Genomic DNA, 21324 nt, shown 5'->3' on the forward strand with positions numbered 1-21324 from the left:
TGGAACGCCGCACGCCTGCCTTTACTCTGTGGCCATCCTGACCATGGAGTAAGGCATGTCTTTAGCGTCCGTTTGTGTATTTTGCGGTGCCAGCACTGGTACCAACCCGGCTTATCGTGAAGCGGCTGTCGCCTTGGGGCGAGCATTGGCCGAGCGTAAGCTGACTCTGGTCTATGGCGGCGGCGCCGTCGGGCTGATGGGCATCGTCGCCGATGCTGCGCTGGCGGCCGGCGGTGAAGTGATCGGGATCATCCCGCAAAGCCTCAAAGACAAGGAAATCGGCCACAGCGGCCTGACTCGTCTGGAAGTGGTCGACGGCATGCATGCGCGCAAGGCGCGGATGGCCGAGCTCAGTGACGCCTTTATCGCCCTGCCCGGCGGCCTGGGCACGCTGGAAGAACTGTTCGAAGTCTGGACCTGGGGCCAGCTCGGCTACCACGGCAAACCGCTGGGGCTGCTGGAAGTGAACGGTTTCTACAGCAAATTGACGTCTTTTCTCGATCATATCGTCGGCGAAGGCTTCGTTCGCGAACCGCACCGTGACATGCTGCAAGTGAGCGAATCGCCGCAAACCCTGCTTGATGAACTGGATGCCTGGCAGCCGACAGTGGTGCCAAAGTGGATCGAGCAAAAACCCAGCTAACGGCTGGGCATCGATACAGGGCAGAATACGCGCCGCTCAACCTCACCTTCGACCCCAGAGGATCGCCCATGGCTAAACCCAATTATTCCTTCGCCAAACGTCAGAGAGACTTGGCCAAGGAGCAGAAGAAAGAGGAAAAGCTTCAGCGCAAGAAAGCTACAGCTGAAGAAGAAGCCGCCGCACTGAACCCGGATGCAGAAGGTGAAGTGGCCGCAGAAGACGCTGTTGAAGCACCGAAAGATCAGGCGCCCGACGCCTGAGACCCTCAGGGCCCGATGATCTGATCAGGCCCACCGGATCTGTGTCCAGGGTCAGCAACGATGTTGCTGACCCTCACAGGCCAATCTGAAATACCCCTCCAGAAAGCACTGCACACTACCCACATTGGATTTTCATTACTCCAGTGGCATCACTGTGACGCGGACTTCGGGATCATGACTGCCACCACCCAAAATCACCCCGCGCAACGGCGATACATCGGAAAAATCCCGGCCCCAGGCCAAGGTGATGTGTTCCAGTGCCGGCTGCACGTTGTTGGTCGGGTCGAAATCCACCCAACCGAGCACCGGGCAAAACACTGAAACCCAGGCATGGGATGCATCGGCGCCGATCAGTCGCGGCTGGCCCGGTGGTGGCTGGGTCAGCAGGTAGCCACTGATGTACCGCGCCGCCAACCCACGGGAGCGTACGCAGGCGAGCATCAGGTGAGCGAAGTCCTGACAAACACCGCGCCGGCGCTCCAGCACTTCCACGAGCGGCGTCGCCACTTGGGTCGCCTCGGCATCGAAGGTGAATTCGCTGAAGATCTTCTCCATCAGCGCCTGAACACCCAACAGCAGCGGACGACCCGATGGAAAACAGCTTTCGGAAAACTCGACGAAGTTGCGCTTCAAATGCACGTAGGGTGATTCGAACCGGTAACGACACGCTTCCAGCAATTCGGGGGAAAGTGGCTGACTGCTGTAAGTCAGCGCGTTACAGGTTTCTTCCCACGCAGGGGATTGATTGAAATCCAGCGCAGGCCGGGCCAGCACTTCGACGGTGAGCCGGGCATTGACGAGCAATTCATCATGCGGCCGCTCGAACGCCAACCGGGTCAACGGATTACCGAACACATCCAGTTCATCGCGGCGGGTCGTCGGGTCGGGGCTGATCTGCAATTGCTGCTCGGTGCAGCGCTGCCAGGCACATGCACGCGGCCACAGGTGCGCGAGCTGCTGAGCCAGGGACACCGGGCTGTCGTAGTGATAATGGGTGTCGTGGAGAATCTGGTAATGGGCGCTCATCAGACGGACACCGTGCGCTGGCTGACGTCATCGACATGGGCGAAATGGCGCAAGGCCAGACGATCCGACACTTGCCCGCTGGCGTCGGCGATCTCTTGCAACAGATCGGCCAGCCCCTCAATGGCCGCCCGAACGCTGGCTGCGCCGAACAGCGGGTTCTCCAGGCATCCCAGATCGAACCGTGCCAAGCGTTCCACCAACTGCGGCAACCCCGCTTCGCGAGGCACGCCGAAGTCGTCATTCAAGCGTTTCAAGGTTCGAGTCACCAATTTCAACTGAAACAGCACGGCGTGGGGGTTCTGCTCGTCGAGCAGCAACAGGTCAAGCACCGGAATCAATTGAGCCACTGCCAGATACCGCGATCGGTAAGTGATGCTGCTGTTGCCCAGTTCCAGCAGCCATTCCAGTCCGGCCTGATCGAAAGCAACGGCCCCGCGCAGAAATGCCGCCAGGCTGGCGCTGAGAAATTGCAGACGTTCGATCCGGCGGCCGATCATCAGGAAGCGCCAGCCTTCGTCCCGGGTCATGTCGTCGAGGGCGAAGCCGGATAATGCCGCCAGGGACATCACCAGACGGTTGAGGAAGTCCAGCAATTCGCCGAAATCCGGCTCTTCGGCTTCCAGCTCCAAGGCCTCGCGCTGCAGCTCCACCAGCGCTTGCCAGTTTTCCCGCGAGAGCTTGCCGCGCACCTGCGAGGCCGCCCACTGTAAACGCTGCAGGTTGGAGCGCAGGCTGAACGACCAGTCGTCGCCGAGCAGTGCCGCCAGCAAACGCTCCGGCAACTCGCCTTCATCGGGCAACAACATCAACCGTTCGCCCAGATCGACCGCCGCCTCAAGGGCTTGCGGGTCATCGCCATCGACATAACGCGCCAGCATGATTCGCAGGAGCCGCGCGCTGTCATCACAGCGTTCGCAATAACGGCCGAACCAGAACAGGTTTTCCACCACCCGCGACGGCAGGTACGGATCCCGTCTTACCAGATCGTGCACACCGATCGTACGCTGGGTTTTCCATTGCTCACCGCTCGGCGGGCGATCGCCCAGCACCCAGGTGTCTTTGCTCGCGCCACCGCGCTGCATCGACACCACTTCGGCGTCAGCCTCGGCGGCGACCCGGGTAAGGCCGCCGGGCAGAACCCGATAACCCTCACGACTGGCCACTGCGTACACGCGCATGCCGATAGCCCGAGGTTGCAGATGACCGTCTTCAGCCTGCCAGATCGGGGCTTGAGAGAGTTGAGCCAATTCTTGTGCGACATAGGCGTAAGGCCGGGCCTGCATGCGCTCAGCCAGTTCCTGACGCTGTTTTTCACTCAAATCGCGACCAAATACCGGAGTAAAGCTCTGTGACGGGAAAGCCGGTTTGATCAACAACTCCGGCAATTTTTCCAGGGCCTGAGCCAGCACCGGTGCTTCACCGCACCACCAGGTCGCGATGGAGGGCAGAATCAGTTCTTCGCCGAACAGGAATTGATTGATCTTCGGCAGGAAGCCCAACAATCCCGGCGACTCCAGCACGCCGCTGCCGAGGGCGTTGGCCACCAGCACTCGCCCTCGGCGTACCGCTTCCAGCAATCCCGGCACGCCAAGGGCCGAGTCAGTGCGCAGCTCCAGCGGATCGCAGAAGTCATCGTCGAGCCTCCGCATGATCGCGTGGACCCGACGCAGTCCGCTCAAGGTTTTCAGGTAAACCGTGGCATCCCGGACGGTCAGGTCGCCGCCCTCTACCAGTGGGTAACCGAGCTGACGCGCCAGATAGAGGTGCTCGAAATAGCTTTCGTTGAAACGTCCCGGTGTCAGCAGCACGATCAGCGGCGCTTCGTCATCACTCGGCGCCTGACGGGCCAGGGTTTCCTGAAGCGTGCGGAAGAATCCGGCCAGGTGCTGCACTTTCAAATCGCGGTACAACTCGGGAAAGGCCCGGGACACGATGGTGCGGTTTTCCAGGGCGTAACCAGCACCGGACGGCGCTTGCGTCCGATCCGCCGTGACCCACCAGCGACCATCGGGTGTACGCGCCAGATCCACCGCATACAGATGCAGAAAAGCCCCGTCGGGCGGCGTGATGCCCTGACAGGGCCAGAGGAAGTTGTTGTGGCCGAAGACCAGCTCAGCAGGCAGCAGCCCCTCAGCGATCAAGCGTTGCGGGCCGTACAAATCTGCCAGCACAGCATTGAGCAAGCGTGCCCGCTGGGCGATCCCGGCTGATAACTGCTGCCATTCATCCGCAGCAATCACGTGCGGCAACAGATCGAGTTCCCACGGCCGATCGGCCCCCTTAGGGTCGGCGTAGACGTTGTAAGTCACGCCGTTTTCCTGGATCTGCCGAGTCAGCAGCGCCTGACGCTGCACCAATTGCGTTGGTGTGCTGCGCTGCAATTGGTCGAACAACCGACGCCAGTGCGGGCGCACCGCGCCGCTGTCGTCGAGCAGTTCGTGATAAGTGCCCGCCGTCAGCGGGTAGCGGTCAAGCAGGTCAGGCATGGAAAGCTCGGCAGACAGCAAAGAACGGTCAGACTAACGCAGGCTCATGACGCCCGGATATACGAAAAATCCGAGCGTCGCGTACGGTTTAGAAACGTCGTAAATCGAGAGTCATCGGTAGCTCGTCGTTAATTTCCATATTGGGTATAGGAAGTTTCCCTGGCGTATGTCCGATGCGGAAGAAACGCGCCATCCGCCGGCTCTCCGCCTCATTGGCGTTCACCGGCAAGCTGTCGTAGTTGCGCCCTCCCGGATGGGCGACGTGGTACTGACAGCCACCCAGCGAGCGCTGCATCCAGGTGTCGAGCAGGTCGAACACCAGTGGCGCGTGGACCGGGATGGTCGGCTGCAGGCAGTTGGCCGGTTGCCAGGCGCGGAAGCGCACACCAGCGACAAACTCGCCGACCCGCCCGGTGGGTTGCAATGGCACCGGGATGCCATTGCAGGTCAGAAGATAACGCTGCGGCGGCAGGCCCGTGAGTTTGACCTGCAAGCGTTCCAGAGACGAATCCACATAACGCACCGTGCCGCCGACCGCCCCTTCTTCGCCCAGCACATGCCAGGGCTCCAGCGCCTGACGTAATTCCAGCTCGATCCCGCTGACGGCGTAATCGCCGACCTTGGGAAAACGGAACTCCAGATGCGCCGCAAACCACTCGGCGCGTACGGGATAACCGGCGGCATTGAGGTCCACGATGACGTCGGCTAAATCCTGTTCGATAAAGTGCGGCAACAGGAACCGGTCGTGTAATTCGGTGCCCCAGCGCGCCAGCTTCGGCGGTGCATAGGGCTCGCGCCAGAACCGCGCCACCAACGCCCGCAACAACAACTGCTGCGCCAGACTCATGCGCGCATGGGGCGGCATTTCAAAGGCGCGCAATTCAAGCAACCCCAGACGCCCCGTCGCGCCATCCGGTGAATAAAGCTTGTCTATGCAGAACTCGGCACGGTGCGTGTTGCCGGTCACGTCGATCAGCAGGTTACGCAGCAGCCGATCCACCAGCCACGGCGCGCACTCCTCACCCGGTTCAGGCATCTGGGCAAAGGCGATTTCCAGTTCATACAACGCATCATTGCGCGCTTCATCAACCCGTGGCGCCTGAGACGTCGGGCCGATGAATAATCCGGAAAACAGGTAGGACAAGGACGGGTGGTTATGCCAGTAGCTGATCAGGCTGCGCAGCAGATCGGGACGGCGCAGAAACGGTGAGTCGGCCGGTGTCGCGCCGCCCAGTACGAAATGGTTACCGCCGCCGGTGCCGGTGTGGCGGCCGTCGATCATGAATTTCTCGGTGGTCAGTCGGGTCTGGCGTGCCTCTTCGTAAAGAAACTCGGTGCGTTCGACCAACTCATCCCACGTGGCGGACGGTTGCACATTGACCTCGATCACTCCCGGATCGGGCGTGATGCGGAAGTTGCTCAGGCGCGGATCGCTCGGCGGCTCATAGCCTTCCAGCAACACCGGGCAATGCAATTCCTCGGCGGTGGCTTCGATGGCGCTGACCAGTTCCAGATAATCCTCGACTCGCTCCAGCGGCGGCATGAACAGGTACAACCGCCCTTCTCGCGCCTCCGCACAGAACGCCGTACGGGTCAGCCAGTCGGCGGATTCATCGAGCTTCGGCGTGCGTTCATCGGCAACCGCAGGCACGCCTTGACTCTGAAGTTGTGCAGTGTCTGGCAGTGCGGGGAAATCCTGATTCGGGTCCACAGAATGAATAAACGGGTACTCCGCCGCTTTCACCCAAGGCTGCGAGCCAAGCGGCAAGCGGTAGCCCAGCGGCGAGTCCCCTGGCACCAGTCGGCAATGCTCGTCGCGCAGATACCAGCGTCCGCTTTGCCACTGATCACCCTTGGCGGTGCGCGCCAGCGGCAGGACCTGGCCGATGACTTTGTCCAGCCCCTGGCTGAAGACTTTGCGCAGGCGAGCACGCTCCAGAGGCTCTTCAAGACGCGAGTCTTCGGCGCTGACGTTCTGCGGCAAAGTGCCTTCGCGCCAGAGGTAATAGAAATTGTCTTCGTAGGCCGGAAATACAAAGCGTGTCGGAATTTTCAGGCGTTCGGCGACACTCGCCAGAAAGCGTCCGGCCAACTCTCCATTGGCACCGTAGTCTTCCTGCTCATCAGCAATCAGCGCGCTGTTGTGCCAGATCGGTACATCGTCGCGGCGCCAGTAACAGTTCAGCGACCAGCGCGGCAATTGCTCGCCGGGGTACCACTTGCCTTGACCGAAATGCACCAGACCATTGGGGGCGTAGTGCTTGCGCATGCGCTGGAACAGTTCGGCGGACAGACGCCGCTTGTCCGGCCCGAGCGCAGCAGTGTTCCACTCGGCGCCGTCCGGATCATCGATGGACACAAACGTCGGTTCGCCGCCCATGGTCAGGCGCACGTCACCCTCCAACAGGTCAGCATCGATCTGCCGACCCAACGCCTGGATCGCCAGCCATTGGTCTTCGGTGTAGGGTTTTGTCACCCGTGGTGCTTCCCAAATCCGTTCCACCGACATTTCGTGGGTGAATTCGCACTCGCACGGTTCAACCAAGCCACTGATCGGTGCCGCAGAGCCCGGATCGGGACTACAGGCCAACGGAATGTGTCCTTCACCGGCAAACAGCCCTGAGGTCGCATCCAGGCCGATCCAGCCGGCACCGGGTAAATAGACCTCACACCAGGCGTGCAGGTCGGTGAAGTCCACGTCAGTGCCCGACGGGCCGTCGAGGCTTTTGACGTCGGCGGTCAGTTGAATCAGATAACCAGAGACGAAACGCGCCGCCAGACCGAGGTTGCGCAACAGCTGCACCAGCAACCACGCAGAGTCGCGGCAGGAACCGGAGGCATGTTCCAAGGTGTGTTCGGGCGTTTGCACGCCCGGCTCCATGCGGATCAGGTAGCCAATGTCTTCGCTCAGGCGCTGGTTGAGTGCGACGAGGAAATCGACGCTAGGCAGTGGCGTGCGGTCGATGCCATCCAGGTACGCCTTGAATTTCGGCGTCAGGGGCAAGGTTTCCAGGTACGGCGCCAGCTCTTTGCGCTCATCCGCGGCGTAGGCGAACGGAATCTTTTCCGCGTAGGGCTCAAGGAAGAAGTCGAACGGATTGAAGACCGCCATCTCCGCCAGCAGATCGACTTCGATCCGCAGCTCATCGGTTTTCTCCGGGAACACCAACCGCGCCAGGTAATTGCCCTGGGGGTCCTGCTGCCAGTTGATGAAGTGCTGCTCGGGAGAGACTTTCAGCGCATAGGACAGTATCCGCGTGCGACTGTGGGCCGCCGGGCGCAGGCGAACGATCTGTGGACCGAGCTCGACGGCGCGGTCGTAGCGGTAATGCGTGACGTGGTGCAATGCGACATGAATCGACACGGCGTGCCTCCTGCGAGCCTTAAGCGTTATCGAAAGCGCGCAAGACTTATGCCATCCAGCAGCGCTGGCGCTTTCTCCGGTTGCTTGAGGCAGTACAGCACCAAAATCGGGCGAGGCGGGAATTTGGTTAGGGGGAGATGCACGAAAATGTTGCGACCGGGAGCCGTCAGCCAGATTCTGTATTGCCTGTAACGGCCTCTTCGCGGGCAAGCCCGCTCCCACAGTGTTGTATGTCGTATCCAAATCCAGCGTACACAGAAGATCCCCTGTGGGAGCGGGCTTGCCCGCGAAGAGGACAGTTGCCCCAACACAGCTTCCGGCCCGTCGCTCCGGTTTTCCGTGGCGCACAATGCAAAACGCCAACCCGTAGGTTGGCGTTCTGAATCACTGCTCAGCGTTTAGCGCGGTACAACCGGCTTGCGCGCAGGCTTCGGTCCTTTGCCTTTGGCCGCATCCTTGCGATCCTTGGCTGCCTGCTGGTTGCGGGCGAACGCCGCTGCCTTGGCCTGTTCACGCTTGTCCCACGGGTTGCCGCCATCACTGGCGCGCGGTGGCAAGCCAGTGTGCTGGGTCAGGATCTTGGTGGTCTTTTCCCCGGCCACTTTATGGCTGCCGGCCGGTGTCGAGTTCTTGCGACGGGCGCTCTGGTAGCTGTCGGTCGCCGGTTGGTGCAGCGGGATCAACTGAGTCTTGCCCGGCCCGATCAGGTCGGCGCGGCCCATGCGCGTCAGCGCTTCACGCAGCATCGGCCAGCCTTTCGGGTCGTGATAACGCAAGAACGCCTTGTGCAGACGACGCTGCTCTTCGCTCTTGACGATGGTCACGGCGTCACTCTTGTAAGTGACTTTGCGCAGCGGGTTCTTGCCCGAGTGGTACATCGCGGTAGCGGTGGCCATTGGCGACGGGTAGAACGCTTGCACCTGGTCGGCACGGAAGCCGTTGCCCTTGAGCCACAGGGCCAGGTTCATCATGTCTTCGTCGGTGGTGCCCGGGTGAGCGGCGATGAAGTACGGAATCAGGTACTGCTCTTTCCCGGCTTCCTTGGAGTACTTCTCGAACATGCGCTTGAACTTGTCATAGCTGCCGATGCCCGGTTTCATCATCTGGTTGAGCGGACCTTCCTCGGTGTGTTCCGGGGCGATCTTCAGGTAACCACCGACGTGGTGGGTCACCAGTTCTTTAACGTATTCCGGCGACTCGACCGCGAGGTCGTAGCGCAGACCGGAAGCGATCAGGATCTTCTTCACACCCGGCAAGGCTCGGGCGCTGCGGTACAGCTGAATCAGCGACGAGTGATCGGTGTTCAGGTTCGGGCAAATGCCCGGGAACACGCACGAAGGCTTGCGGCACGCGGATTCGATTTCCGGGGTCTTGCAGGCGATGCGGTACATGTTCGCGGTCGGGCCGCCGAGGTCGGAAATGACGCCGGTGAAGCCGGGGACCTTGTCGCGGATCTCTTCGATTTCGCGAATGATCGACTCTTCGGAACGGTTCTGGATGATCCGGCCTTCGTGCTCGGTGATCGAGCAGAAGGTGCAGCCACCGAAGCAGCCACGCATGATGTTCACCGAGAAGCGGATCATGTCGTAGGCAGGGATTTTTTCCTTGCCGTACGCCGGGTGCGGAACACGCGCATAGGGCATGCCGAACACGTAGTCCATTTCTTCAGTGGTCATCGGAATTGGAGGCGGGTTGAACCAGACGTCGACTTCGCCGTGCTTCTGTACCAGCGCACGGGCGTTGCCCGGGTTGGTTTCCAGGTGAAGCACGCGGTTGGCGTGAGCATAAAGAACCGCATCACCGCGGACTTTCTCAACCGAAGGCAGACGAATCACGGTCTTGTCGCGAGTCATCTTCGGACTGGCCAGAATCTGCACGACCTTGGCTTCGCTCGGGTTTTCAACCGGGCCTTTTTCCTGCTCGATGGCACAGGCCTGGGTGTCCTGGGTGTTCACGTACGGGTTGATGATCTTGTCGACCTTGCCCGGACGGTCGATGCGCGTGGAATCGACTTCGTACCAGTCTTTCGGCGTGTCACGACGAATGAACGCGGTACCGCGCACGTCGGTAATGTCTTCGATCTTGTGACCGTAGGACAGACGCTGGGCGACTTCGACGATCGCACGCTCGGCGTTGCCGTAGAGCAGGATGTCGGCGCTGGCGTCGATCAGGATCGAGTTGCGAACCCGGTCCTGCCAGTAATCGTAGTGGGCGATGCGGCGCAGGGAAGCTTCGATGCCACCGAGAACGATCGGCACGTTCTTGTAGGCTTCCTTGCAACGCTGGCTGTAAACCAGGCTCGCGCGGTCCGGACGTTTGCCCGCCAGGCCACCGGGGGTGTAGGCGTCATCGGAGCGGATTTTTTTGTCGGCGGTGTAGCGGTTGATCATCGAGTCCATGTTGCCGGCCGCGACGCCGAAAAACAGGTTCGGCTCGCCGAGCTTCATGAAGTCGTCTTTGGACTGCCAGTTTGGCTGGGCAATGATCCCGACGCGGAAGCCTTGCGACTCCAGCAGCCGGCCGATGATTGCCATGCCGAACGACGGATGGTCAACGTACGCATCACCGGTGACGATGATGATGTCGCATGAATCCCAGCCAAGCTGATCCATCTCCTCCCTGCTCATCGGCAGGAATGGCGCTGGACCGAAACATTCGGCCCAGTACTTGGGATAGTCAAATAACGGCTTGGCTGTTTGCATGACGATGACCGGTGTTGAGATGAAAAATCGCGGGCGCGGAATATAGCACAAAAAATAACCAATTCCGACCGCTATGGTCGGAAATTATGTGGGAGCGGGCTTGCTCGCGAAAGCGGTGTGTCATTCAGCAAATAGGGTGAATGTGATACCGCATTCGCGAGCAAGCCCGCTCCCACAAGGTTACTCGTCGTCGAAGTTGTAGCTGCCCGGCGCCAGGTTTTCGAAGCGGGTGTACTTACCGATGAACGCCAGTCGTGACGTACCGATCGGGCCGTTCCGCTGCTTGCCGATGATGATCTCGGCGATGCCTTTGTGCTCGGTTTCCGGGTGATACACCTCGTCCCGGTACACGAACATGATCACGTCAGCATCCTGCTCGATCGCTCCGGATTCCCGGAGGTCGGAGTTGATCGGGCGTTTGTTCGGTCGCTGCTCCAGGGAACGGTTGAGCTGTGACAGCGCCACCACCGGGCAGTTGAATTCCTTGGCCAGAGCCTTCAAGGAACGGGAGATCTCGGAAATCTCATTGGTCCGGTTGTCGCCACTGGAACCTGGAATCTGCATCAGTTGCAGGTAGTCGATCATGATCAGGCCAACCTCACCATGCTCACGCACCAGGCGTCGAGTCCGCGCACGCATTTCCGACGGGCTGATACCGGCCGTATCGTCGATGAACAGCTTGCGATCATTGAGCAGGTTGACCGCCGAGGTCAGGCGTGGCCAGTCATCGTCTTCCAGACGTCCGGCCCGGACCTTGGTCTGGTCGATCCGACCCAGCGACGACAACATACGCATGATCAGCGATTCGCCTGGCATCTCCAGCGAGTAGACCAGCACGCACTTGTCGCTGCGCAGCACGGCGTTTTCCACCAGGTTCATCGCAAAGGTGGTTTTACCCATGGATGGACGACCGGCGACGATGATCAGGTCAGACGGTTGCAGGCCGCTGGTCATACCGTCGAGATCGGTATAACCGGTGGACAGGCCGGTAATGGCGTTGTCAGTGTTGAACAAGGTGTCGATGCGGTCGATGGCCTTGGTCAACAGGTCATTCACGCTCACCGGGCCGCCGGTTTTTGGCCGGGCCTCGGCGATCTGAAAAATCTGCCGTTCGGCTTCGTCGAGAATTTCTTCAGCCGAGCGACCTTCCGGGTTGAAGGCGCTGTCGGCGATTTCGGTGGCGATGCCGATCAACTGCCGCAAGGTTGCTCGTGCGCGGACGATCTGCGCATAGGCCTTGATGTTGGCGACAGACGGCGTGTTTTTCGCCAGTTCGCCAAGGTATCCGAGGCCGCCGACTTGCGAGGTCTGACCTTCCTTGTCCAATTGCTCGGCAAGGGTCACGACGTCGATCGGCGAGTTCTGGTCGGCGAGTTTGGCGATCGCACGGAAGATCAGGCGGTGGTCATGTCGATAGAAATCGCCGTCCGAAACTTGATCGAGCACGCGTTCCCAGGCGTTGTTGTCCAGCATCAAACCACCGAGCACGGCCTGTTCAGCCTCGATGGAATGCGGCGGCACCTTCAGGGCAGCGGTTTGCAGATCGTATTGCTCAGGAGCGGAGATATCGTTCATGGCCACTTGAATAGTTTTGTGAAAATCAGGAACTGCAGAAAGACAAAGGGCACGACCTGTAAACAGGATCGTGCCCGATGTTACCGGCAAGCACCCGAGGGTGCCAGCCGACAAGTGCTGCTTAAGCTGCTACCACGACAACGCGTACGGTGGCTTCAACTTCGGCGTGCAGGTGCACGGCTACGTCGAATTCGCCTACGTTGCGGATAGTGCCGTTCGGCAGACGAACTTCGCTTTTTGCAACTTCAACGCCAGAGGCGGTCAGTGCATCAGCGATGTCGTGAGTACCGATCGAACCGAACAGCTTGCCTTCGTCGCCAGCGGTGGCAGTGATAGTCACTTCCAGCTCAGCCAGTTGGGCAGCGCGGCTTTCAGCCGAAGTTTTACGATCTGCTGCGGCTTTTTCCAGCTCAGCGCGACGCTCTTCGAACGCAGCCAGGTTGGCAGCGGTCGCAGCGGTAGCTTTGCCGTAAGGCAGCAGGTAGTTACGACCGTAACCAGCCTTAACGTTCACTTTGTCACCCAGGTTGCCCAGGTTGGTGACTTTTTCCAGAAGGATCAGTTGCATGTGAAAATCCTCTTAACTTTTAACCTTCACCGTTCGCGCTATCGACGTCTTTCGGCGTCGAACGACCGCGAAAATCAATCAGGCTGTCGACGATGGCCAAGACCACCAGCAACGGATAGATCAGCTGCATGAACAGCAACAGCGTGACGTACAACCCCACCAGCCAAAACCTGGCCAGTCGCTTTTGCGCCACCAGCCCGTGAATCAGGGCCAGCCCGGCGAACACCAGCGGTACACTGCACAACGGCGTCAACATGGCCATCTGCGGACCGATGTTCGGCCCCAGAAGCATGAACGCCAGCAGTAACATCGCCAGCCCCAGCGGGAATCGGATGGCGCGAAACTCGCGACCAAAACCACCCGGGTTGTACAACAACGCCTGCCAGTAGCGCCCGACAAGCAGGCTCAGCACACTGACGATTTGCAACAAGGCCGCAATCAGGCCGGTCAGGACCGGTGCGATCAGGGACGCAAAATGCGCTTGCTCGTCTACCGACAACTTCTGGTAGACATCACCGAGTAGCGACGGCATGACTTTTATCAAAGCCTGCGCCAGCATCTCGATTTGGGGACCAAAAGCCGTCCCCAGCACCACTGAAAACACCACTCCCATCGCTATGCTGACCAGCAGCACGCGGTTCCAGGATTCGCTTGCGCGTAAAACCAACGCAAGGCTCCAAGACCCCAGCAGCACCAGAAGTGCCCGTGGGTCATCGGAGTAAAGCCACCAGATCAACGCCGGCAGCAGTCCCAGAGCAAGAACGCCCAGGGCGTCCTTCAATCCGCGCCGCAGGAGCACAAGGCAACCAGCGGCAGCACCCAACCAATACAACAACGGCAATGTTGCGCATCCAGCCACTACCAGAGTGGCCTGCATACGGCCGCGCATGATGAACTCAGCTATGGCACGCATGCTTTCAATCCTTTGCTACGTGTCGACTGCCCGGTCTCAGCGGCCGTGGCTGTCGGTGTAGGCCAGCAGGGCCAGGAAGCGGGCGCGCTTGATAGCGGTGGCCAGCTGACGCTGATAACGTGCTTTGGTACCGGTGATGCGGCTTGGAACGATTTTGCCGGTCTCGGATACATAAGCTTTCAGAGTGTTGAGATCTTTGTAATCGATCTCTTTCACGTCTTCAGCGGTGAAGCGGCAGAATTTACGACGACGGAAGAAACGTGCCATGTAATAGGCTCCTCAAAAGGTCCGTGGATTACTCGTCAGCGTTATCGCTGTTGTCGCTGTCATCACTATCAACGCTTTCAGCGCCTTCGTGCTCAGGACGGTCGCGACGCTCACGGCGCTCACTGCGGTTTTCTTCAGCCTTGAGCATCTCGGATTGGCCGGTAACGGCTTCTTCGCGACGGATGACCAGGTTACGGATCACTGCATCGTTGTAGCGGAAGTTGTCTTCCAGCTCGGCCAGGGCCTTGCCAGTGCACTCAACGTTCAGCATCACGTAGTGAGCCTTGTGAACATTGTTGATTGCGTAGGCCAGTTGACGACGGCCCCAATCTTCCAGACGGTGGATTTTGCCGCCGTCTTCTTCGATCAGCTTGGTGTAACGCTCTACCATGCCGCCGACTTGCTCGCTTTGATCCGGGTGGACCAAAAAGATGATTTCGTAATGACGCATGAATGCTCCTTACGGGTTGTAGCCTGCCGCTCAAAAGCGGTCAGACAAGGAGTGAATGACACTTATGGACTTGCTTGCGATAGACACATGCGTGCCTGCCGTCACAGCAAGGGGCGCAATTGTAGAGAAGGGACAAGAGCGGCGCAAGGCAATTGGTGATTATTTGAACAATCACCAATCTTCACTCAAACACAAAACACTGTGGGAGCGAGTCTGCTCGCGAAGAGGGCATGACATTCGACATTGATGCTGAATGTAAAGCCGCTTTCGCGAGCAGGCTCGCTCCCACAGGGATTGCGTACGGATCAGGACTTCTTGGCGGTTCCGGCAGCCTTGACGCTGCGCTGGCGCCGGGCTTCAAACAGGCACACGCCGGTCGCCACGGAAACGTTGAGACTGCTGACGCTGCCGGCCATCGGCAGGTGCACCAGGTAGTCGCACAGATCGCGGGTCAGGCGACGCATGCCGCTGCCTTCAGCGCCCATGATCAGGATGGTCGGGCCGGTCATGTCTTGCTGATACAGACTCTGCTCAGCCTCGCCCGCCGTACCGACGACCCACAAGCCGCGCTGCTTGAGTTTTTCCAGCGTGCGCGCCAGGTTGGTCACGGCTACCAGTGGAATTACTTCGGCCGCGCCGCAAGCCACTTTTCGTACCGTCGGGGTCAGCGTGGCTGACTTGTCCTTCGGAACGATCACCGCCAGTGCGCCCGCCGCATCGGCCGAACGCAGGCAAGCACCGAGGTTGTGCGGGTCGGTCACGCCGTCGAGCACCAGCAGCAGCGGTGCGCCTTCGGTGCGATCGAGCAGCTCGTCGAGCATTGCTTCGCCCCAGACCTGGCTCGGACTCACTTCCGCCACCACGCCCTGGTGCACGCCTTCAACCCAGGCATCCAGCTCACGGCGCTCGGCGTTGCCGACGGCCACGCGATTTTCGTTAGCCAGCTCGATCAGCGTCTGAACGCGCGGATCACTGCGGCCTTCGGCCAGCCAGATCTGCTTGACGCGTTTTGGATGGTGACGCAGCAACGCTTCTACAGCATGCACGCCGTAGATCTTTTCCAACTGACTCATGACTTGGCCTTCGGTTTACGCGCCCCGCCGCTTTTGGCAGCTGGAGCAGAACCCGCTTTTGGCGGGCCTTTACGGTGTTTGCTAGGTTTGGCTGGCTTGCCGCCGGGAGCCTTGTCAGGCGCCGACCGTCCGGTCTTTCCCCCAGACGCCGCTTTACCGCCGCTTTTCGCTTCAGACAGCAACGCCTGCTTCATCTCACGACTTTTGCGCAATTCGGCATTTTTCGCCGCGGCATCGCTCGGGCGATAGGCTTCTACGGCTTTTTCCTTGGCAGGACGACGACCGGTTTTCGCCGGGGCCGGCTCTGCAGCCGTTTTGGTGGCTGGCGCAGCGGTTTCAGTCCCACGCTTCTTGCGGCCAATCGGCGCGCTGATGGTTTTTTCAGCCATCTCGAAGTCGATCTTGCGCTCGTCGAGGTCAACACGCATGACGCGCACTTCAACAGTGTCGCCAAGGCGGAAGCTGCGACCGGTACGCTCACCGGCCAGGCGGTGGTGCACAGGATCGAAGTGATAGTAATCGCCCGGCAGCGCGGTGACGTGCACCAGGCCTTCGACGTAGATATCGGTCAACTCGACGAACAGACCAAATCCGGTCACGGCAGTGATCACACCTGGGAACGACTCGCCCACACGATCTTTCATGAACTCGCACTTGAGCCAGTTCACCACGTCGCGGGTCGCTTCATCGGCACGGCGCTCGCTCATCGAGCACTGTTCGCCGAGCTGCTCCAGGATCGCTTCGTCGTACGGGTAGATGCGCGCTTTCGGAATGGTCATCGCGCCAGCACGGCGAACGTGCGGGGTGTCCATTTTCGAATGGATGACGCTGCGAATCGCCCGGTGCGTGAGCAAGTCCGGGTAGCGGCGGATCGGCGAGGTGAAGTGGGTATAGGCTTCGTAATTCAGGCCGAAGTGGCCCTGGTTATCGGCGCTATACACCGCCTGGCTCAACGAACGCAGCATAACGGTCTGGATCAGATGGAAATCCGGACGGTCCTTGATGCTCGCCAACAATGCCTGGTAATCCTTCGGCGACGGGCCGTCCTTGCCTTTGTGCAGGGACAGGCCGAGCTCGCCAAGGAAGGCGCGCAGTTTTTCCAGACGCTCCGGTGGCGGACCATCGTGGACGCGGTACAGCGCAGGGATTTCGTGCTTTTTCAGGAATTCGGCGGTGGCCACGTTGGCCGCCAGCATGCATTCCTCGATCAGCTTGTGGGCGTCGTTACGAACGGTTGGACGGATTTCGGCAATCTTGCGCTCGGTCCCGAAGATGATCCGGGTTTCCTGCGTTTCGAAATCGATCGCGCCACGCACGTGACGAGCGGCCAACAGCACTTTGTACAGCGCGTAAAGCTGCTTGAGGTGCGGCAGAACGTCGTTGTACTCGCCACGGAGCTGACGCGCCTCGGTGAGTTTCGGCGTTTCCAGCATCGAGCTGACTTTGTTGTAGGTCAGGCGAGCGTGGGAGTGAATCACCGCTTCATAGAAGCAGTAGTCAGTCATCTCGCCGGTTTTGGAGATGGTCATCTCGCACACCATGGCCAGGCGATCGACGTGCGGGTTCAGCGAGCACAGGCCGTTGGACAGTTGCTCGGGTAGCATCGGCACGACGCGCTCGGGGAAATACACCGAGTTGCCGCGAACCTGGGACTCATTGTCCAGCGCCGAACCGATTTTCACGTAGCTGGAAACGTCGGCGATCGCCACGTACAACTTCCAGCCACCGGAGAACAGGCGCAGCTTGCCCGGCTTGGCTTCGCAGTAGACCGCATCATCGAAGTCGCGCGCATCTTCGCCGTCGATGGTCACGAACGGCAGATGACGCAGGTCGATTCGCTTCTCTTTGTCTTTCTCTTCGACTTCCGGCTTGAGCTTGGCGGCTTCTTTCAGCACAGCCTCAGGCCAGACGTGAGGAATGTCGTACGTGCGCAGGGCAACGTCGATTTCCATGCCCGGCGCCATGTAATTACCCACCACTTCAACCACGTCGCCTTGCGGCTGGAAGCGTGGCGTTGGCCAGTGAGTGATCTTCACTTCTACGAACTGACCGATCTGGGCGTTGGCGTTGCGACCCGGGGTGACCAGCACTTCTTGCTGGATCTTCGGGTTATCCGCGACGACGAAACCAATACCGCCCTCTTCGAAGTAACGGCCGACGATGGTCTCGTGGGCACGGGATACCACTTCGACGATCATGCCTTCGCGGCGACCGCGACGGTCAAGACCGGAAACACGAGCCAGGGCACGATCACCATCGAACACCAGACGCATTTGCGCCGGGCTCATGAACAGGTCGTCACTGCCGTCATCCGGGACCAGGAAGCCGAAGCCGTCACGGTGACCGCTGATGCGGCCCAGGATCAGGTCGAGCTTGTCCACCGGCGCATAGGTGCCGCGACGGGTATAGATGAGTTGTGCGTCGCGCTCCATGGCGCGCAGGCGGCGGCGCAGGGCTTCGATCTGGTCTTCTGTGGTCAGACCAAACTCTTCGACCAGCTGCTCGCGGTTAGCAGGCGAACCCCTATCAGCAAGGTGCTGAAGGATCAGTTCACGGCTAGGGATAGGGTTTTCATATTTTTCCGCTTCACGAGCGGCCTCGGGATCGAGGGACTGCCAATCGGCCATTAGAGAGTTTTCACCTTGTCTATATACGGGTTAGTTTGGCATAGGCGTAATGAAACGGGAAATTTCAGGCTATGACAGCCCATCTAAAGCCCTTTATCGACAGCGCGAAGCTGAATTAAATGCCACTGGTAAAATTTTCCAGGTTTTTTCGACTTCAGGGGTTTACAGTTAAAAAGACGCTCCGTATAGTGCGCGCCATCGACGACGCAGACGCATTGTCGATAATGCCCAGATGGTGAAATTGGTAGACACGCCAGCTTCAGGTGCTGGTGACCGCAAGGTCGTGGAAGTTCGAGTCTTCTTCTGGGCACCAATTTCGAGCTTGAGATTAGATCAATTTCAAGGCTCACACAAAAACCCGCGAAAGCGGGTTTTTTGCATTCTAAGCCCCTGATTTATTAAAACTAAATCAGGGGTTTACAGATCAAAAAGCTCTCCGTATAGTGCGCCACATCAACAGCGGCAACGCTTGCGATAATGCCCAGATGGTGAAATTGGTAGACACGCCAGCTTCAGGTGCTGGTGACCGCAAGGTCGTGGAAGTTCGAGTCTTCTTCTGGGCACCAATTCAAATTCAAGGTCACGATCTTGAATTTCACAGAAACCCGCGAAAGCGGGTTTTTGCGTTTCCGGGGTTTGAAAAGTTACAACGAACCACTCTCGCAAATCTCCCTCAGCCCTGCAAAGGCGCACTTGAGAAACAATATCGTTTATCATTGTTTCAAGTTTTTGCAATGCGACAGTGAGGAACCCTGCGAATGATGTTTCGAAATACCCTGCGCCGTGGCCTGACCTTTACCCTCCTCGGCCTGGCACTCGCCACTCCCCTCACCCAAGCCGCCGAACCGGTTTCCCTGACACTCTATAACGGTCAGCACAAGGAAGTCGGCGACGCTATCGCCAAAGCCTTCGAAGCCAAGACCGGGATTCACGTCAACGTGCGCAAAGGCAGCAGCAACCAGCTCGCCAGCCAGGTCGTCGAAGAGGGTGATCGCTCCCCTGCCGATGTGATCTACACCGAAGAATCGCCACCACTGAACAAACTCGGTGAACAGGGCCTGCTGGCACAGACCGACGCCACCACCCTGGCCGTTCTGCCGAAAGACTACGTCGCCGGCAATGGCACCTGGATCGGCATCACCGCGCGAGTCCGCGTCGTCGCCTACAACCCCAAACTGATTGACGAAAAAGACCTGCCCAAGTCGGTCATGGAGTTCTCCGATCCGAAATGGCAAGGCAAGGTCGGCTTCGTGCCTACCAGCGGCGCGTTCCAGGAACAGGCCGTAGCAATCATCAAAGTGCACGGAATGGACGCGGCCGAAGAATGGCTGACCGGTTTGCGTGCTTTCGGCAAGACCTACAGCAACAACATGGTTGCATTGAAGGCGGTGGAAAACGGCGAAGTCGCCACCGTGCTGGTGAACAACTATTACTGGTTCGCCTTGCAGCGTGAAAAAGGCCAGCTCGATTCGAAACTGCATTATTTCACCGGCGGCGACGTCGGCGGGCTGATCACTGTTTCCAGTGCGGCCGTGCTGAAATCCAGCAAGCATCCAAAAGAAGCCCAGCAATTCCTCGCTTACATGGCCAGCGAAGAAGGTCAGCGCGTGATCACCCAGACCACCGCCGAATACCCGCTGCACAAAGGCATGGAATCGGATCGCGGGCTCAAGCCGTTCAGCGAACTGCAAGCACCGAAAGTCACCCCAGCCGACCTCGGCAATGCCGAAGAAGCCCTGGACCTGGAACGTGACGTTGGCTTGAACTGATGAGCGCATCGTTATCCGCCCCCGTCGCGCGCGGGAGTTATGTGCCACGGCGCAAGCGGCCATCGATCTGGCTGCTGCTACCGGTTTTGCTGCTGGTGGTGCTCAGCCTGTTGCCGCTGGCGTATGTAGGGCTCAAGACTTGGCAGGCCGGCTGGGCTGAGGCGCTGCATTTGTTGTGGCGACCCTATGTGTTTGGCCTGCTGCGCAACACATTGGCGCTGATGGTCGGTGTGACGCTCGCCTGTGGCGTGATCGGCTTGTCGCTGGCCTGGCTGCTTGAGCGCAGCAACTTGCCCGGACGGCGCTTGTGGGGTGTGATTTTGTGCCTACCGTTCGCGGTGCCGGCATTTGTCAGCAGCTTCACCTGGGTCTCGCTGAGCGCTCATTTCGAAGGCTTGGGCGGGGCGATTCTGGTGATGACCCTGTCCAAGTATCCGCTGATCTTTCTGCCGGTCGCGGCGACCCTGCGCAATCTCGATCCCTCCCTCGAAGAGTCCGCCCGCACACTGGGGCAGAATCGATGGGGCGTGTTTTTCAGAATCACTCTGCCGCTGCTCTGGCCATCACTGCTCGCCGGTTCGCTGCTGATTGCGCTGCACATGCTGGTGGAATTCGGTGCACTGTCGATCATCGGCTTGCAGACGTTCACCACCGCGATCTATCAACAGTTCGAACTGGAATTCAGTAACGCGAATGCTGCGATGCTTTCCGCCGTGTTGCTAGCGCTGTGTCTGATGCTGCTTTGGCTGGAACTGCGCGTACGCGGTAAGGGCCGACACGTTCGTACAGGCCAGGGCGCGGCCCGGCATGCGGAACAGGTTCGGCTGGGGCCTTGGGCTGCTGCCGGACAACTTTATTGCCTGGCGCTGGCGATCATCGGCAGCGGTATTCCGCTCGGGATGCTGGCGTACTGGCTGGCAGTAGGTTCGTCGGCAGCATTCCCGGTGGCGGCGATTAGCGAGGCGCTGCTCTCCTCCCTGGCGCTGTCACTGGGCGGCGCCGCGCTGTGCCTGGTGCTGGCAGTGCCGGTGGGATTGCTGGTGGTGCGCTACAAAGGCCAATTGGCGATCTGGGCCGAACGCTTGCCGTATCTGCTGCATGCGCTGCCAGGACTGGTGATAGCGCTGACGCTGGTGTATTTCGCCCTGCACTATGTGCCTGTGTTGTACCAGACTTCTGCGCTGCTGCTGATTGCTTATGCGCTGTTGTTTCTGCCGCTGGCACAGGCGCCGATTCGTACGGCGCTGAACAAGGCTGCGCCGCAACTGGAAGAGGCTGCACGCACGCTGGGCGCATCGTCTTTCAGTGCGTTTTGTCGGGTGACGTTGCCGATCATTTTCCCGGCGCTGGGCGCAGCGTTTGCGCTGGTGTTTCTGGATGCGATGAAGGAGCTGACGGCGACGCTGCTGCTGAGTCCAACCGGGCTCAATACGCTGGCGACGGAGGTGTGGGCGCATACCGCGAATGTGGAGTTTGCGGCGGCGGCGCCTTATGCGGCGTTGTTGATATTAGTGTCGGGGTTGCCGGTTTACTTGCTTACAACTCGGATGTATCTGAGCCGCTGATATTGCCTTCGCGAGCAGGCTCGCTCCCACATTGA

The 21324-nt window shown here is 59.6% G+C and carries 15 protein-coding genes and 2 tRNA genes; 6 read left to right on the forward strand and 11 right to left on the reverse strand.

What is annotated here, in order from left to right:
* Positions 1-55 precede the first annotated feature (55 nt).
* Positions 56-643 carry an LOG family protein gene (locus JFU47_RS14650; RefSeq protein ID WP_008157022.1) on the forward strand — a complete coding sequence of 196 codons (588 nt, stop codon included), beginning with the start codon at positions 56-58 and terminating at the stop codon, positions 641-643.
* A gap of 68 nt (positions 644-711) precedes the next feature.
* On the forward strand, positions 712-903 hold the full coding sequence (locus tag JFU47_RS14655) for a hypothetical protein (RefSeq protein ID WP_008157021.1): 192 nt from the start codon (positions 712-714) through the stop codon (positions 901-903).
* Positions 904-1038: 135 nt separating this feature from the next.
* Here the strand turns inward: JFU47_RS14655 and JFU47_RS14660 are convergent, their stop codons facing one another.
* The 11 genes from JFU47_RS14660 to rnr all read right to left on the reverse strand — a co-directional run bounded on the left by JFU47_RS14660 (position 1039) and on the right by rnr (position 17955).
* Entirely contained in the window at positions 1039-1929 is an 891-nt protein-coding gene (locus tag JFU47_RS14660; protein WP_201183772.1) for a transglutaminase family protein, read from the reverse strand.
* Positions 1929-4415 (reverse strand): circularly permuted type 2 ATP-grasp protein, encoded by a 2487-nt coding sequence (locus JFU47_RS14665; protein WP_140677221.1) that lies wholly within the window; start codon positions 4413-4415, stop codon positions 1929-1931. Before JFU47_RS14665 ends, JFU47_RS14660 begins: the two co-directional genes overlap by 1 nt.
* Positions 4416-4503: 88 nt before the next feature.
* A complete protein-coding gene (locus tag JFU47_RS14670; RefSeq protein WP_201183775.1) occupies positions 4504-7779 on the reverse strand; it encodes a transglutaminase family protein in 3276 nt (1091 codons plus the stop codon).
* 398 nt (positions 7780-8177) lie between these two features.
* On the reverse strand, positions 8178-10481 hold the full coding sequence (locus tag JFU47_RS14675; protein WP_201183778.1) for a YgiQ family radical SAM protein: 2304 nt from the start codon (positions 10479-10481) through the stop codon (positions 8178-8180).
* A 180-nt stretch (positions 10482-10661) separates the two neighbouring features.
* Positions 10662-12056 carry a replicative DNA helicase gene (dnaB, locus tag JFU47_RS14680; protein ID WP_140677215.1) on the reverse strand — a complete coding sequence of 465 codons (1395 nt, stop codon included), beginning with the start codon at positions 12054-12056 and terminating at the stop codon, positions 10662-10664.
* Positions 12057-12177: 121 nt separating this feature from the next.
* Positions 12178-12624, reverse strand: coding sequence for a 50S ribosomal protein L9 (gene rplI, locus JFU47_RS14685; protein WP_003197251.1), 447 nt, complete (start codon positions 12622-12624; stop codon positions 12178-12180).
* 19 nt (positions 12625-12643) lie between these two features.
* Positions 12644-13537, reverse strand: coding sequence for a hypothetical protein (locus JFU47_RS14690; RefSeq protein ID WP_056746335.1), 894 nt, complete (start codon positions 13535-13537; stop codon positions 12644-12646).
* 36 nt (positions 13538-13573) lie between these two features.
* Entirely contained in the window at positions 13574-13804 is a 231-nt protein-coding gene (rpsR, locus tag JFU47_RS14695) for a 30S ribosomal protein S18 (RefSeq protein WP_002551829.1), read from the reverse strand.
* 28 nt (positions 13805-13832) lie between these two features.
* Positions 13833-14255 carry a 30S ribosomal protein S6 gene (gene rpsF, locus JFU47_RS14700; protein WP_054595362.1) on the reverse strand — a complete coding sequence of 141 codons (423 nt, stop codon included), beginning with the start codon at positions 14253-14255 and terminating at the stop codon, positions 13833-13835.
* Between the two features lie 305 nt (positions 14256-14560).
* Positions 14561-15328, reverse strand: a complete 768-nt coding sequence (gene rlmB, locus JFU47_RS14705; RefSeq protein ID WP_140677213.1) for a 23S rRNA (guanosine(2251)-2'-O)-methyltransferase RlmB — start codon at positions 15326-15328, stop codon at positions 14561-14563.
* Positions 15325-17955, reverse strand: coding sequence for a ribonuclease R (gene rnr / locus JFU47_RS14710; RefSeq protein ID WP_201183781.1), 2631 nt, complete (start codon positions 17953-17955; stop codon positions 15325-15327). The genes rlmB and rnr overlap by 4 nt, the downstream gene beginning before the upstream one ends.
* 226 nt (positions 17956-18181) lie before the next feature.
* On the opposite strand from rnr, the gene JFU47_RS14715 reads away from it, so the two are divergent.
* From JFU47_RS14715 to JFU47_RS14730, 4 genes are all read left to right on the forward strand, one after another.
* Positions 18182-18268 (forward strand) — tRNA-Leu (locus JFU47_RS14715).
* 166 nt (positions 18269-18434) lie between these two features.
* Positions 18435-18521, forward strand: a tRNA-Leu gene (locus JFU47_RS14720).
* A 192-nt stretch (positions 18522-18713) separates the two neighbouring features.
* The gene (locus JFU47_RS14725) at positions 18714-19724 is read left to right on the forward strand and encodes an iron ABC transporter substrate-binding protein (RefSeq protein WP_201183784.1); all 1011 of its coding nucleotides are present in this window, start codon (positions 18714-18716) and stop codon (positions 19722-19724) included.
* On the forward strand, positions 19724-21289 hold the full coding sequence (locus tag JFU47_RS14730) for an ABC transporter permease (RefSeq protein ID WP_201183787.1): 1566 nt from the start codon (positions 19724-19726) through the stop codon (positions 21287-21289). Before JFU47_RS14725 ends, JFU47_RS14730 begins: the two co-directional genes overlap by 1 nt.
* Positions 21290-21324: the final 35 nt, after the last annotated feature.

This window comes from Pseudomonas sp. TH39(2020) (genome assembly GCF_016650715.1).
GTDB lineage: Bacteria > Pseudomonadota > Gammaproteobacteria > Pseudomonadales > Pseudomonadaceae > Aquipseudomonas > Aquipseudomonas mandelii_C.

What these genes read in the sequence shown, in the direction of transcription:
- JFU47_RS14675 (WP_201183778.1), bottom strand. Translation starts at nt 10,481, where the DNA reads ATGCAAACAGCCAAGCCGTTATTTGACTATCCCAAGTACTGGGCCGAA.
- JFU47_RS14665 (WP_140677221.1), bottom strand. Translation starts at nt 4,415, where the DNA reads ATGCCTGACCTGCTTGACCGCTACCCGCTGACGGCGGGCACTTATCAC.
- rlmB (WP_140677213.1), bottom strand. Translation starts at nt 15,328, where the DNA reads ATGAGTCAGTTGGAAAAGATCTACGGCGTGCATGCTGTAGAAGCGTTG.
- rpsF (WP_054595362.1), bottom strand. Translation starts at nt 14,255, where the DNA reads ATGCGTCATTACGAAATCATCTTTTTGGTCCACCCGGATCAAAGCGAG.
- JFU47_RS14650 (WP_008157022.1), top strand. Translation starts at nt 56, where the DNA reads ATGTCTTTAGCGTCCGTTTGTGTATTTTGCGGTGCCAGCACTGGTACC.
- rplI (WP_003197251.1), bottom strand. Translation starts at nt 12,624, where the DNA reads ATGCAACTGATCCTTCTGGAAAAAGTCACCAACCTGGGCAACCTGGGT.
- JFU47_RS14660 (WP_201183772.1), bottom strand. Translation starts at nt 1,929, where the DNA reads ATGAGCGCCCATTACCAGATTCTCCACGACACCCATTATCACTACGAC.
- JFU47_RS14690 (WP_056746335.1), bottom strand. Translation starts at nt 13,537, where the DNA reads ATGCGTGCCATAGCTGAGTTCATCATGCGCGGCCGTATGCAGGCCACT.
- JFU47_RS14730 (WP_201183787.1), top strand. Translation starts at nt 19,724, where the DNA reads ATGAGCGCATCGTTATCCGCCCCCGTCGCGCGCGGGAGTTATGTGCCA.
- JFU47_RS14725 (WP_201183784.1), top strand. Translation starts at nt 18,714, where the DNA reads ATGATGTTTCGAAATACCCTGCGCCGTGGCCTGACCTTTACCCTCCTC.
- dnaB (WP_140677215.1), bottom strand. Translation starts at nt 12,056, where the DNA reads ATGAACGATATCTCCGCTCCTGAGCAATACGATCTGCAAACCGCTGCC.
- rnr (WP_201183781.1), bottom strand. Translation starts at nt 17,955, where the DNA reads ATGGCCGATTGGCAGTCCCTCGATCCCGAGGCCGCTCGTGAAGCGGAA.
- rpsR (WP_002551829.1), bottom strand. Translation starts at nt 13,804, where the DNA reads ATGGCACGTTTCTTCCGTCGTCGTAAATTCTGCCGCTTCACCGCTGAA.
- JFU47_RS14655 (WP_008157021.1), top strand. Translation starts at nt 712, where the DNA reads ATGGCTAAACCCAATTATTCCTTCGCCAAACGTCAGAGAGACTTGGCC.